General features: G+C 73.2%; 13 protein-coding genes and 1 pseudogene. 8 read left to right on the forward strand and 6 right to left on the reverse strand.

All coding sequences use genetic code 11. The features are described from left to right. Positions 1–366: 366 nt before the first annotated feature. From galE to DRB96_RS35290, 3 genes are all read right to left on the reverse strand, one after another. A complete protein-coding gene (gene galE / locus DRB96_RS35280) occupies positions 367–1,350 on the reverse strand; it encodes a UDP-glucose 4-epimerase GalE (protein WP_112452084.1) in 984 nt (327 codons plus the stop codon). Between the two features lie 99 nt (positions 1,351–1,449). Beyond that, positions 1,450–2,139: a LuxR C-terminal-related transcriptional regulator gene (locus DRB96_RS35285; RefSeq protein ID WP_112452085.1), complete on the reverse strand. Its 690-nt coding sequence runs from the start codon at positions 2,137–2,139 to the stop codon at positions 1,450–1,452. A 138-nt stretch (positions 2,140–2,277) separates the two neighbouring features. Further along, positions 2,278–3,765, reverse strand: a complete 1,488-nt coding sequence (locus DRB96_RS35290; RefSeq protein ID WP_112452086.1) for a PQQ-binding-like beta-propeller repeat protein — start codon at positions 3,763–3,765, stop codon at positions 2,278–2,280. 120 nt (positions 3,766–3,885) lie between these two features. Here DRB96_RS35290 and DRB96_RS35295 point away from each other — a divergent pair, with 120 nt between their 5' ends. From DRB96_RS35295 to DRB96_RS35330, 8 genes and pseudogenes are all read left to right on the forward strand, one after another. Continuing rightward, a complete protein-coding gene (locus DRB96_RS35295; protein WP_239517801.1) occupies positions 3,886–4,842 on the forward strand; it encodes a segregation/condensation protein A in 957 nt (318 codons plus the stop codon). Beyond that, positions 4,839–5,549 carry an SMC-Scp complex subunit ScpB gene (gene scpB, locus DRB96_RS35300; protein ID WP_239516582.1) on the forward strand — a complete coding sequence of 237 codons (711 nt, stop codon included), beginning with the start codon at positions 4,839–4,841 and terminating at the stop codon, positions 5,547–5,549. The genes DRB96_RS35295 and scpB overlap by 4 nt, the downstream gene beginning before the upstream one ends. Continuing rightward, entirely contained in the window at positions 5,549–7,087 is a 1,539-nt protein-coding gene (locus tag DRB96_RS35305; protein WP_112452088.1) for a pseudouridine synthase, read from the forward strand. Before scpB ends, DRB96_RS35305 begins: the two co-directional genes overlap by 1 nt. A gap of 129 nt (positions 7,088–7,216) precedes the next feature. Beyond that, positions 7,217–7,825: a nicotinamide riboside transporter PnuC gene (gene pnuC / locus DRB96_RS35310; RefSeq protein WP_112452089.1), complete on the forward strand. Its 609-nt coding sequence runs from the start codon at positions 7,217–7,219 to the stop codon at positions 7,823–7,825. Next, a complete protein-coding gene (locus DRB96_RS35315; protein ID WP_112452090.1) occupies positions 7,822–8,973 on the forward strand; it encodes an AAA family ATPase in 1,152 nt (383 codons plus the stop codon). The genes pnuC and DRB96_RS35315 overlap by 4 nt, the downstream gene beginning before the upstream one ends. Then, positions 8,970–9,764, forward strand: coding sequence for an NUDIX domain-containing protein (locus DRB96_RS35320; protein WP_112452091.1), 795 nt, complete (start codon positions 8,970–8,972; stop codon positions 9,762–9,764). The genes DRB96_RS35315 and DRB96_RS35320 overlap by 4 nt, the downstream gene beginning before the upstream one ends. Beyond that, the gene (locus tag DRB96_RS35325) at positions 9,761–10,780 is read left to right on the forward strand and encodes an ADP-ribosylglycohydrolase family protein (RefSeq protein ID WP_112452092.1); all 1,020 of its coding nucleotides are present in this window, start codon (positions 9,761–9,763) and stop codon (positions 10,778–10,780) included. Before DRB96_RS35320 ends, DRB96_RS35325 begins: the two co-directional genes overlap by 4 nt. 3 nt (positions 10,781–10,783) lie before the next feature. Next, a pseudogene (locus DRB96_RS35330) lies at positions 10,784–10,915 on the forward strand (nucleotidyltransferase domain-containing protein); the annotation flags it as partial. 9 nt (positions 10,916–10,924) lie between these two features. On the opposite strand, the gene DRB96_RS35335 reads toward DRB96_RS35330, so the two are convergent. From DRB96_RS35335 to DRB96_RS46125, 3 genes are all read right to left on the reverse strand, one after another. Continuing rightward, on the reverse strand, positions 10,925–11,632 hold the full coding sequence (locus tag DRB96_RS35335; protein WP_112452093.1) for a nucleotidyltransferase domain-containing protein: 708 nt from the start codon (positions 11,630–11,632) through the stop codon (positions 10,925–10,927). Between the two features lie 28 nt (positions 11,633–11,660). Next, complete coding sequence (locus tag DRB96_RS35340; RefSeq protein WP_112452094.1) at positions 11,661–12,125, reverse strand: Rieske (2Fe-2S) protein; 465 nt, start codon at positions 12,123–12,125, stop codon at positions 11,661–11,663. Between the two features lie 83 nt (positions 12,126–12,208). Next, on the reverse strand, positions 12,209–12,787 hold the full coding sequence (locus tag DRB96_RS46125; protein ID WP_275432047.1) for a DUF952 domain-containing protein: 579 nt from the start codon (positions 12,785–12,787) through the stop codon (positions 12,209–12,211). Between the last annotated feature and the right edge of the window lie 194 nt (positions 12,788–12,981).

Consider the following 12,981-nt stretch of genomic DNA (forward strand, 5'->3'; position numbering starts at 1 on the left):
CGGACCGGACGTCGTACCCGACTTGTCTCGACCCCTGAATCAACACCGGCCCCCACCGGTGTCACGCATCAGCGTAGGCCCGGGGGAGGCTGGTGGTTGGCCGAATAGCAGAAGTTTTCCGAGCCATTTTCCGGTGAGGCGGCCGTTCAAGGCCTCCTGGCTGGCCGGAAATCACCCCTACCGCGATGCCGTGGGACATATCGCGGACGGTCGTGTGCCGCGGGCAGTTGCACGAGGTGTATTTCACCCGGCGTGCGCACGCCGGGCGCCCGCGCACGGCGCCCGGTCACGGCGCACCCCGAACGTGTGCGCGCCCCCGCACCGGGTGGGGGCGGGGGCGCGGAGCTCCGTAGGGATCGGGCCGCTTCAGCTGGTCCGGGCGCGCAGCGCGCGGGTGAAGTTCCAGGCGTCCGTCACGATCCCCGTGAGGTCCGAGCGCTCCGGGGTCCAGCCGAGGCGCTCGTGGGCCGTGCGGGCGGAGGCGACGAGCACCGCGGGGTCGCCGGCCCGGCGCGGGGCGACGACCTCGGGGATCTGCTCCCCGGTGACCTTGCGGACGGTCTCGATGACCTCGCGGACCGAGAACCCGTTGCCGTTGCCGAGGTTGCACACCAGGTGCTCGCCCGCCGCCGCGGCCCGCAGCGCCGCCAGGTGGGCCCGCGCCAGGTCGGCGACGTGGATGTAGTCCCGCACGCAGGTGCCGTCCGGGGTCGGGTAGTCCTCGCCGAACACCGAGATCGACTCCCGCTCGCCGAGGGCCACTTGCAGCACCAGCGGGATCAGGTGCGTCTCGGGGTCGTGGCGCTCGCCGAACTCGCCGTAGGCGCCGGCCACGTTGAAGTAGCGCAGCGACACCGCCGCGAGGCCGTGCGCCACGCACTCCCCCGCGATCATGTGGTCGACGGCGAGCTTGGAGGCGCCGTACGGGTTGGTCGGCGCGGTGACCGAGGACTCGGTCAGCGGTCCGCCGGCCGGCTCCCCGTAGGTGGCGGCGGTGGAGGAGAACACCAGCGTGCGCACGCCCGCCCCGCGCATCGCGGCGAGCAGGGCCATGGTGCCGCCGACGTTGTTCTCCCAGTACTTGCCGGGGTTCACCACCGACTCGCCGACCTGCGAGGAGGCGGCGAAGTGCAGGACCCCGTCGAAGGAGGAGTCCAGGTGGTCGGCGGCGTCCTGGATGCGGCCCTCGATGAACGTGGCGCCGGCCGGCACCCCGGAGCGGAAGCCGGTGGAGAGGTCGTCGAGGACGACCACCTCGTGGCCCGCTTCCAGGAGGTGGGCCGCGACGACGCCGCCCACGTATCCGGCGCCGCCGGTGACCAGGTATTTGGAAGGTGCCGTCTTGCTCACGTGCCCACTGCCTCTCGCGCGAGAACGCACGCGCGATGCGTCGCGTGCTGGTCTCCGGCTTACCGGATCGCGCCGCCCGGGGGAAATCCGCGGCACGGATCAGGACGAAGCGGCCCCGGTCGGCGGCAGTCCGGCCCGCTCCAGCAGCCCGGTGCGGGCGGCCAGCGCGGCCGCTTCCAGCCGGGACCCCACGCCGAGCTTCATCAGCACCCGCTGCACGTGCGTGCGCGCGGTGCTCGGCGCGATGGCCATGCCCGCGGCGATGAGCCGGGTGTCCTCGCCCTCGGCGACCCGGACCAGCACTTCCACCTCGCGCGGGGTGAGCATCCGCAGCAGCCGGCTGCCCTCGTCGTCGGGCTGGGCGGCGGGGTTGAGCAGTTCCGCGAAGGCGCCCTGCAACAGCTGCGGGGCGATGGCGACTTCCCCCGCGCGCGCCTTGGCCAGGGCCCGCTCCACGCCCTCGATGCGCTCGTCGTGGCGGACGTACCCGGAGGCTCCGGCGGCGAAGGCGGCGGCGATGCCGCGCGGGCTCGGCACGGGGCCCAGGACGACCACGGCGATCTGCGGGCGCTCGCGCTTGATCCGGACGATCGGCTCGAAGACCCCGGGCTCGGCGGGCGTGGCCGTGCCCAGCAGGCAGACCTCGGGGGCGCGGCTGATCACCAGCTCGGCGGCGCCGGCGGCCGGCGCGGCGGCCGCCAGGACCCGGTGGCCGCGCAGTTTCAGGGCCGAGGCGAGCGCCTCGGCCAGCAGCCGGTGCTCGTCGACCACCATGACCCGTACGCCCATCGCAACCCACCCCCCACCCTTCTGCCCCGGCAAGCTACACGCTTGTTCGACGGCGCGGTGCGGATACCGCGCAGAAGCCCCCGGAAGGACGGACCTTCCGGGGGCTTCGGGCGCTTCTGGGTGATTGCGGGTGGCCGGTCAGCCCGTCTTGAAGGAGACGACGATGTAGTTCGGGTCGCTGGCCACGGAGGACTTGGTCATCACGGAGGTGGCCGCGATGAAGAGCCTGCCGTTCTGGTAGTGGTACTCGGCGCGGTCCGGCACGAACTGGGTCTCGGCGCGCTGCGATTCCTTGGTCGCCGGGTTCTGCATCAGGACCGTCTGCTTCATCTCCTTGGGCTCGATGGAGACGATCTGGCCGCCCCCGTCGTAGGGCGGGACCTTGTAGGCGATGAGGTTCGGCCCGTCCATGCGGATCGGAAAGATCTTGAAGCGCTCACCGGCGTCCGAGCGGTCGGCGGTCTGCTTGCCGGTCTCCAGGTCGAAGGAGACGATCTCGTTCGTGCGCCCGTACTCGGCCGCGCCCTTGTGCTCCTGGCTCGGCATGTAGATCTTGCCGTTGCCGACCACCATGTGGGTGCAGTCCTCGACCTCGGTGGAGCTGCACCTGGGTGCGTAGTTGCCCGAGGTGAGCGGGATGCGCGTCTTGAGCGCACCGGCGTCGTCGAGGACGAAGAGGTCGCTGACGCCGGTGGCGTCCTTCGCGGTCTTGTTGATGTTCACCGCGACGATGAGCGGCTTGGTCGAGGCGATCTGGGCGAACTCGACGCCCGCGGGGAGCTTGTACGAGAACTTCGCCGCGCCCGTGACCGGGTCGAGGGCCTGGGCGTACAGGACCCGGGTCGAGCTGCCGCACTTGCGGATCACGGCGAGGGCCGGGCCGCCGCCGTAGCCCATGTCCTCGCAGCCCTCGGCATCGGTCTTGGGCGCCCACAGCGCCTTGCCGTCGGCGAGGTTCCAGGCGGCGCCGCCGCCGGTGCCGCCCGCGGCGACGGTCTGGCCGCTGAGGGTGATCTCTTCGAAGTTGACGGCCTTGTCGCCGCCGGTCTGGGACTTGGCGCTGGCGGACCACAGGAGCTTGCCGCTGACCAGGTCGATGACGCCGGCCTGGTTGCACGGCTGGTACTTCTTCTCCGCCGTCGGCATGGCCTCGTCGAAGAGGATCGCGGCCTTGTTGTCGGAGGCGTAGCGGCTGGCTCCGCAGATGTTGCCCTTGAGCGGGGTCTCCCACGCCTTGGAGCCGTCGGTCAGCTTGTAGCCGACGACCTTGCCCACATCGGACTTCACGTACGTGGTGTCCGTGACCCAGGAGCCCTTGATCTGGACGATCTCGGTCGATTCCGGCTCCGGGATGTTGAGGAACGTCTTCGACTTGATGCTGGCGGGGACCTTCTCGGAGCCGCCGGCGCCGGACTGGCCCTTGTCGCCGCCCGCGCCCGGGCTCGCGCTGCCTTCGGCGACGGGCTGCTCGCCGCCGCCGTCGCCGTCGTCGGAGACGTACCAGAAGCCGCCGCCGATGATGAGGGCGATGGCCAGGAGGGCCGCGCCGACGATCATCAGCTGGGTGCGCACGTCGTTGCCGCCGGAGCCGGCCGCGGGTCCGGCCGGGGCCTGGGCCGCGTACATGGGCGCGGTGACGGGCTGCTGCGGCCGCTGGTGGCCGGCTCTGGCGGGTCCCCCGAAGCGCGCCGGCGCCGTCCGCGCGGGTGGCTCCCGCGTGAACAGCGCCGGTACTTCCGTATGTGGTTGGCCGTCGCACACGACAGGGCCGGGGCGGCCCCGGAGGGCGCCGCAGGCCCCGTACCGCCCCAGGAGCCGCTCGAGCCGCCCCGGGGGCCCTCCGGGGCGTCCGGGGAGCCCGCAGGGGCTCCGGGCGGCTCCGGGCGGGCCGCGGCGGCCGGCGCGGGCGACGGGCGGTTCACGCTGCGGCTGGCGAACTTCGAGGGCCCCTTCGACCTGCTCCTGCAGTTGATCTCCCGGCACAAGCTCGACGTCACCGAGGTCGCCCTGTCGCAGGTCACCGACGAGTTCATGGCGCACATCCGTTCCATGGGACCCGACTGGGACCTCGACCAGACGACCGAGTTCCTCGTCGTCGCCGCGACCCTGCTCGACCTGAAGACCGCCCGGCTGCTGCCCGTCGCCGAGGTGGAGGACGAGGCCGACCTCGCGCTGCTGGAAGCCAGGGACCTGCTCTTCGCGCGGCTGCTCCAGTACCGGGCGTACAAGCGGATCGCCGAGATCTTCCGGGACCGGGCCGAAACCGAGGGGAAGCGCTACCCGCGCACCGTCGGCCTGGACGCCCGCCTGGCCGAGCTGCTGCCCGAGGTGGTCATCGGCATCGGCGGCGACGGGCTGGCGAGGCTCGCGGTCAAGGCCATGCAGCCCAGGGCGAAGCCCCAGGTGTACGTGGACCACATCCACGCCCCGCTCGTCAGCGTCCGGGAGCAGGCCGGACTGGTCGTGGCCCTGCTCAAGGCACGCGGCGAGGCCACCTTCCAGGAGCTCACCGAGGACGCCGCCGACACCCTCACCGTCGTGGCGCGCTTCCTGGCCCTCCTGGAGCTCTACCGGGAGAAGGCGGTGGTCCTGGACCAGGAGGAGGCCCTGCGGACGCTCACCGTGCGCTGGAGCGGCGGGGACGGGGACGGCATGCCGAGGGTGACGGACGAGTTCGACCGGATCGTGGAGGTCAAGGAATGAGCGGGCCGCGGGCAGAGGAGCAGCAGACACCGGCGGAGGCACCGGCACCGGCAGCGTCGGAGGCCCCGGCACCGGGGCAGTCGCAGGCGCCGCGGGTGGCCGGGCTGGACCTGAAGCCGGCGCTGGAGGCCGTCCTCATGGTGGTGGACGAGCCGGCGACGGAGGCGCACCTCGCCAAGGTGCTGGAGCGGAGCCCCGGGGAGGTCGCGGTCGCGCTGCGCGAGCTCGCGGACGAGTACGGCGTACAGGGCCGCGGATTCGAATTGCGGCTCGTCGCCGGGGGCTGGCGCTTCTACAGCCGGGCGGACTTCGCGCCGGCGGTCGAGGCCTTCGTGCTGGACGGCCAGCAGGCCCGCCTCACCCAGGCGGCGCTGGAGACGATGGCCGTCGTGGCGTACCGCCAGCCGGTCAGCCGGTCGAGGGTTTCGGCGGTCCGCGGAGTCAACTGCGACGGGGTCATGCGCACCCTCCTCCAGCGGGGTCTGGTGGAGGAGGCGGGGACGGAACCCGAAACAGGTGCGATCCTGTACAGGACGACGAACTACTTTCTGGAGCGGATGGGCCTGCGCGGCCTGGACGAGCTCCCGGAGCTCGCGCCCTTCCTCCCCGAGGCGGACGCGATCGAAGCCGAGACGCAAGAGGGTGTTCCGTCGTTCGATCCGGACTCTCCGGATACCGATGAAGACGACAAGACGACGGAACTTTGATGCGAAGCAGCGGCAACGGCAACGGTGGCGGCAACAGGAACAGCAGCGGCGGTGGCGGCGGCGGGCGAGGTAATCCCCGCGGCGGCAGCTCCAGCGGCGGCGGTGGTGGCTACCGCGGTGGCGGCTCCGGCGGTGGCAGCGGCTCCGGCGGCGGCTACCGCGGTGGCGGCCAGGGCGGCTCGGGCTCCGGCTCGGGCGGCGGACGCGGCGGCAGCTCCGGCGGCTCCGGCGGCGGCGGTGGCTACCGCGGCGCCGGCTCGGGCGGCGGCAGCTCCAGCGGCGGCTACCGCAGCGGCTCCGGCGGCTCCGGCTCCGGCGGCGGCTACCGCTCCGGCGGGTCCGGCTCCGGCGGCTCCGGCGGCTCCGGCGGCGGCTACCGCTCCGGCGGCTCCGGCGGCGGCTACCAGGGTGGCGGCCAGGGTGGCGGCTATCAGGGCGGCGGCTCCGACCGTGACCGCGAGCCCGAGCCCCGCATCCGCAACCCCCGCCCCGAGGAGCGTCGCTACGACGTGGGCCCCGAGGGCGAGCGCAACGGCCGCGGCGGTGCCAAGGCCGGCGGCGGCGGTGCCCGCGGCGCGGCCGACGGCAACCGCGGTGGCGGTGCGCGCGGCGCGTCGGCCCGCGGTGGCGCCAAGGGCGGCCCGAAGACCTCCAGGACCCCCGGCATCGGCGGCGCGGGCGGCCCGCGCATCGGCCCCGGCAGCCGCAGCGGCCAGTCCAAGCCGCGCGAGCTGGAGGCGCGGATCGAGGAGCGCGTGCGCGACCGGTACGCCGACAAGCCCGTGATCAAGACCCCGAAGACCTTCCCGGGCGCCGAGGAGGAGGGGGAGCGCCTGCAGAAGGTGCTCGCCCGTGCCGGCATGGGTTCGCGCCGTGCGTGCGAGGAGCTCATCGAGCAGGCCCGCGTCGAGGTCAACGGCGAGATCGTGCTGGAGCAGGGCAAGCGCGTGAAGCCCTCGGACGAGATCAAGGTGGACGGCCTGACCGTCTCCACCCAGTCGCACCTGTTCTTCGCGCTGAACAAGCCGGCCGGCGTCGTCTCCACCATGGAGGACCCGGACGGCCGCCAGTGCCTCGGCGACTACGTCACCAACCGTGAGACGCGTCTCTTCCACGTCGGCCGGCTCGACACCGAGACCGAGGGCATCATCCTCCTCACCAACCACGGTGAGCTGGCCCACCGCCTCACGCACCCGAAGTACGGCGTGAAGAAGACCTACGTCGCCGCCATCACCGGGCCGCTGCCGCGCGACATCGGCAAGCGCCTCAAGGACGGCATCGAGCTGGAGGACGGGTACGCCCGCGCCGACCACTTCCGCGTCGTCGACCAGCTCGGCAAGAACTACCTGGTCGAGGTGACCCTCCACGAGGGCCGCAAGCACATCGTCCGCCGCATGCTGTCCGAGGCCGGCTTCCCGGTCGAGAAGCTCGTGCGGACCTCCTTCGGCCCGATCGAGCTGGGCGACCAGAAGTCCGGCTGGCTGCGCCGCCTGACCAACACCGAGGTCGGCATGCTCATGAAGGAGGTCGGTCTGTAAAGACCGGCTGCCCCTCCCGTACGACCGAAGAACCCGCGGTGCCCTTGGGCGCCGCGGGTTCTTCGCGCTTGTGCCGCCCCCGGATCTTCTTTATAGTCAACCTGACTATAAAGAAAGCGGGGGGTTGCCATGGGGTGGCACACGAGCTGGACCGAGATCCTCGGATTCGCCACAGGAGCCGTCTGCGTCTGGCTGGTCGCCCGGCAGCACGTCGCCAACTGGCCGATCGGCATCGCCAACAACGTCTTCTTCATCGTGCTCTTCGCGCAGGCGGGCCTCTACGCCGATGCCGGGCTGCAGATCGTCTTCATCGCCCTCGCCGCGTACGGCTGGTGGTCCTGGACCCACGGGGGTGGACCAGGAACCGCCGGGGCCCTGCCGGTGCGCCGTACGACGGGCGCCGAGTGGGCCGTGCTGGGCGCGGCGGGGGCGGTGGGGGTGCTCGGCCTGACGCTCCTGCTGAGCCGGGCCACCGACTCCACCGTCCCGTTCTGGGACGCCGTCACCACCGGGCTCTCGCTCATGGCCACGTACGGGCAGTGCCGCAAGCTCGTCGAGTCCTGGTGGCTGTGGATCGCCGCGGACCTGGTCTACATCCCCCTGTACGCCTACAAGGGGCTCTACCTCACCTCCCTGCTCTACACCGTCTTCCTCGCCCTGTGCGTGGGCGGACTGCTCGGCTGGCAGCGGGCGCTCACCGCGCGCGGTGCCGGCCGGGCCCTGGAGGCGACGGCGTGAGGCGCCACGGCGGGAAGGCCTACGCGCACGGCCTGGTGCTCGGCAAGTTCTATCCGCCGCACGCCGGCCACCACCACCTGGTGCGCACCGCCCAGGACCAGTGCGAGCGGCTGACCGTGCTGGTGTGCGCCTCCTCGGTGGAGTCGGTGCCGCTCGCCGACCGGGTCGCCTGGATGCGCGAGGCGCACCCCGGTGCCGATGTCGTGGGCGCGGTCGACGACATCCCGGTCGACCTGCACGACCCGGAGGTCTGGGAGGCCCACATGGCGATCTTCCGCGGCGCGGTGGGCCGCAGGGTCGACGCCGTCTTCACCTCGGAGGAGTACGGGAGCGAGCTCGCCCGGCGGTTCGGGGCCGAGGCGGTCTGCGTCGACCGGGAGCGCACCCTCTTCCCGGTGTCCGGGACGGCGGTACGGGCGGACCCGGTCGGGAACTGGGAGTTCCTGGGGCCGGCCGTACGGGCCGCGCTGACCCGGCGGATCGTCGTGCTCGGGGCCGAGTCCACCGGGACGACGACGCTGTCGCGGGCGCTGGCGGCCCACTGGCGGCGCCGGGGCGGGGTGTGGAGCACGACGGGCTGGGTCGCGGAGTACGGCCGGCGCTACAGCGAGGAGCGGCTCGCCGCGGCGCGCGCGGCGGACCCGGCGGCGACCTGGGCCGATGTGGCCTTCACCTCGGAGGAGTTCCCGGTGATCGCACGGCGGCAGGACGCGGAGGAGGAGCGGGCGGCCCGGCTGGGATCGCCGGTGCTCTTCTGCGACACCGACTCCTTCGCCACCGGCATCTGGCACGAGCGGTACACCGGCGGGCGCAGCGAGGAGGTCGAGCGGATCGCCGCGGGCACGCACCGGGACCTGTACGTGCTCACCGACCACGCGGACGTGCCCTTCGAGGACGACGGGCTGCGCGACGGACCGCAGCTGAGGCCGTGGATGACCGGCCGGTTCCGGGAGGAGCTGGAGCGGACCGGCAGGCGCTTCCTGGTGGTGCGCGGGGACCGGGAGGCGCGGCTGGCCGCGGCCGCGGCGGCCGTGGACGAACTGCTCGCGGAGGGCCGGCACTTCGCGGACCCGCTGCCGGAGCGGGTACGGGTACGGGATCCGCTGCCGGGGCAGGCGCGCGGCCGGGCACGGGAGCGGAGCCGATGAGCCGTGACACCGGCACCGGTGAGGACGCCGGCGGCGGCCGCGGTGGCGGCGCCGCGGGCGGCTACGACCCGTACGCCTTCGAGCCGTTCGCGGTGACCGTCGACCTCGCCGTCTTCACCGTCCGCGGCGGCACCCTGCACGTGCTGCTGATCCGGCGCGGGCAGGAACCGTACGCGGGCGCCTGGGCGCTCCCCGGCGGCTTCGTGCTGCCCCGGGAATCCGCCGAGAGCGCCGCCCGCCGCGAACTGGCCGAGGAGACCGGCCTGGCGGCCGGCCTGGTCGACGCCCTGCACCTGGACCAGCTGCGCACCTACAGCGAACCGGACCGGGACCCCCGGATGCGGGTCGTCTCGGTGGCCTTCACCGCGCTCGTCCCCGACCTGCCCGAACCGGCGGCCGGGGGCGGCGGGGACGCCGACCGGGCCCGCCTCCCCCACCGGCACCCAGCGGGCCCGTCGGCGGGCCTGGCCTTCGACCACGCGCGGATCCTGGCGGACGCCCGGGAGCGGGTCGGCGCGAAGCTGGAGTACAGCTGCCTGGCCACCGCCTTCTGCCCGCCCGAGTTCACCCTCGGCGAGCTCCAGGCCGTCTACGAGACCGTCTGGACCACCGCCCTGGACCGCCCCAACTTCCGCCGCAAGGTGCTGGCCACGCCCGGTTTCGTCGAGGCCGTGCCCGGAGCCGCCCGGCTCACCGGCGGCCGCGGCAAACCGGCCGCGCTCTACCGGCCCGGGCCGGCGACCACCCTGCACCCGCCCCTGCTCCGCCCTACGGAAGGACACACACGATGACCACGACCGCGAAGCGGGCCGCGACCGGCGCCCTGCTCGGACTGGCCCTGGGGGACGCCCTCGGCTTCCCCACGGAGTTCAACGACGTGCCGGGGATCCTGGCCAAGACGGGCCCCTGGCGGTCCATGGAGCTGCCCCGCCCGGCGATCGTCACGGACGACACCCAGATGACGCTGGCCTTCGCCCGGGGGATACGGACCGCCGCGGACCGCGGCCCGGTGGGCCCGCTGCGGCTCGCGCGGCCGGTCCGGGAGGAGTTCGTCGACTGGTACCACTCCCCGGACAACAACCGGGCCCCGGGCAACACCTGCCTGAAGGCCTGCAGCCTGCTGAACCTGCCCGAGCGGGACTGGCGCGACGCCAGCCAGCTCGGCTCCAAGGGCTGCGGCGCGAACATGCGGGTGGCGCCGGCCGGGCTGGTGCCCGGCTGGACGGAGGAGGAGCGGGCGGGCGCCGCCCAGCTCCAGTCGGCCCTCACCCACGGCCACCCGACGGCGCTGGCCGCCTCGGACCTGACGGCCCGCGCGGTGTTCCTGCTGGCCAGGGGCACCGAGGTGACCGGGCTGGTCGGGCAGCTGCGCTCGTACGCCCTGGAGAACCGCACCCGCTACCACGAGCACTGGCTCGGCGACCTGTGGACGCGCACGGCGTCGGACGTCTCGGCGGAGTCCTTCATGGCGCGCGGCTGGGACGAGTGCCTGGGCGTCCTGGACCGCCTCGCGGCCGCCCTGCGCAGCCCCTCCCCGGAGACGGACCCCTGCCTGACGACGGGCGACGGCTGGATCGCCGAGGAGGCCCTGGCCACGGCCCTCCAGTGCTTCCTGCTCTTCCCGGAGGAACCGCTCCTGGCCCTGCGCCGCGCGGCCTGCACGAAGGGCGACTCCGACTCCATCGCCTGCCTGGCCGGCGCCTTCGCGGGCGCCCACCTCGGCGCGGACGTCTGGCCCCGCGAGTGGGAGGGCCGCATCGAGTACCGCGCCGAACTCCTCGCCTTCGGCGCCCTCTGGGACGCGTGAGCGGTGCTGGACGCCCTGAGCACCGACCTGACGTCCGTCGTCGAGGAGCAGCCCGACCCGCTGCTCTTCGCGACGGTGTCCGGCGCCCACCTGTACGGCTTCCCGTCCCGCAACTCCGACGTCGACCTGCGCGGAGCGCAGCCGTTAGCCGAGGGCTGAGGTGTGGCGGGTGCGGTGGAGGAAGTCTTCGATGCGGGGGAGGTCCGGGGATTCGGGGGGGGGGGTCGTGGTGAGAGCCGACTCGGATTCCGTCACCAGGCGGGTCATCCAGGCGTCGACCTCGTCCCAGGTGAGCTCGCCGCGGCGGACCGCGAGGAGGCGGTCGCGGTAGGGGCCCGCGTCGATCACCAGGTGGCCCGTGCGCAGCAGGTCGCGGCAGGACAGGAGCAGCCGCAGCAGGTGCATGGCGTGCTTCCAGCGCGGGGCGCCGTGGTTGCGGAGGTCTCCGAGGAGTTTGCCGCGCTGGGAGACCGCGTACCGGCTGAAGGTCGTGTGGGCCAGGCGGGAGAGGAACGCCCCTCGGAGTGAGAGGAGTTCCTCTCCGACCGGGGTGAGGTGTTCCACGACGGGGGAGTGCAGGCACTCCAGGATGTTCGGGTTCGCTCGCAGGGCGAGCTCGCAGAAGCGTTCCAGCTCCCACGAGAACTGCTCCTCCCGCGGCCCGTCCACGTGCGTCGGCGGCTTCTGGAAGCCCCAGAACAGCGGTGTGGGGGCGAGGTAGACACCGCGCCGGTCGGTGTCGCTCGCCTCCGTCGCCAGGCCGAACGCCCGCGAACCCATCACGCACGAGTAGATCGTGTGGTCCCTGACCAGGGTGAGTTCGAGCGGCGCGGGCGTCGGCGTGTCGTTCATTTCGTCAGACTAGGCAAGCGGGTCAGTCCTAGGCGAGCGAGATTTCGCCCGCCGGGGAGACGGTGATCTTCTGTTCCGCCAGCGGCTTGGTGGCCGGGCCGTGGGCCACCGCGCCGTCCGCCACCTTGAACTTGCTGCCGTGGCACGGGCAGTCGATGGTGCCGTCCGCCACCTTGTTCACGAGGCAGCCCTGGTGCGTGCACACCGCCGTGAAGCAGCGGAAGGAGCCCGCCGTCGGCTGGGTGACGACCAGTTTCTCGTCCTTGAGGACCGTGCCGCCGCCCACCGGTACGTCCGAGGACTTGAGCAGGGCCTTCTTCGTCGCGTCCGGGGCCGACGAGGCGGAGGAGGACGCGGCCCCGCTGGGCGCGCTGCCGCCCTCGGCCTTCGGCTTTTCCTCGGCTCCGCCGCACGCGGTGAGCACACCTCCTGCCAGGGCGCTCGCGCCGACAGCCAGGACAGTGCGCCGGGCGGTGCGGGTGGGGTCGCTCATGAGATCTCCTCGGGTAGTGCGGGGGCTGGCGAGAGGCATCCTGGCCTGCGACGGGCCTCAGGGAAACCCTGCCACGCGGCCGATCAGCCCTCCGGCGGCCAGGGAGCCAGTCGGGCGGGGCCGCCGGGGGTGCGTACGACCTCCCACACGCGGACCACGGCGTCCCGGTTCAACGGCCCGTGGACGTGGGGGTAGCGGGCTCCGGCCTCACCCTCCCGGCGGACCCGCGAGGTCAGGGCCGACTCGTCCAGTTCCACGGCGAGCAGGGTTCCCCGTACGCCGGTGTAGTGGGAGGCGGCGATCGCCAGGGCGGTCCCGGGATCCGCCGAACAGTGCACGAAACCCTCGGAGTCGAGCGAGGGCGGGGCGTACGGGGGGGCGGGGGCGGAGAACTGAGGGTCGACCGTGAGGCGTCGAACGCCCAGCGGTTCGGCGAGGGCACGCAGGGCGGGCTCGGAGAGCCTGATCCAGTTCTGGTCGGCACCCAGGGTGGCGGTGAGCCGCTTCTCGGAGGTGAAGCCGACCGCCGTGCGCTCCCCGGGCGGGGTGCGGAAGAAGCGGGCCGAGCAGCCCGCGGGTCCCGGCCGGACGGGGACGTAGAGAGGTCCGGCCGGGACGGGTTCGGAAGGCTCGGGGTCCTCGGGGTGTGCTGCCGTAGGCATGGTGTTCCTCCTGGTGGGGAGCGTGCGACGGCGCTCCGGCGGGACGGCCGGGGCGCGCTTCGGCGAAGGTATGCCCGTCGGCCGGGGATAGCCCCCTCCGCTGACGCATGTTTGACGCGCTTTCCCGGACCGCTGACGCGATGTTGACGGGGTCCTTGCGGAACCGGACGTCAGAGGTCGGAGAGCCGGGCCTC

The organism is Streptomyces sp. ICC1 (assembly GCF_003287935.1).
In the GTDB taxonomy this organism is placed as follows: Bacteria; Actinomycetota; Actinomycetes; order Streptomycetales; family Streptomycetaceae; genus Streptomyces; species Streptomyces tritrimontium.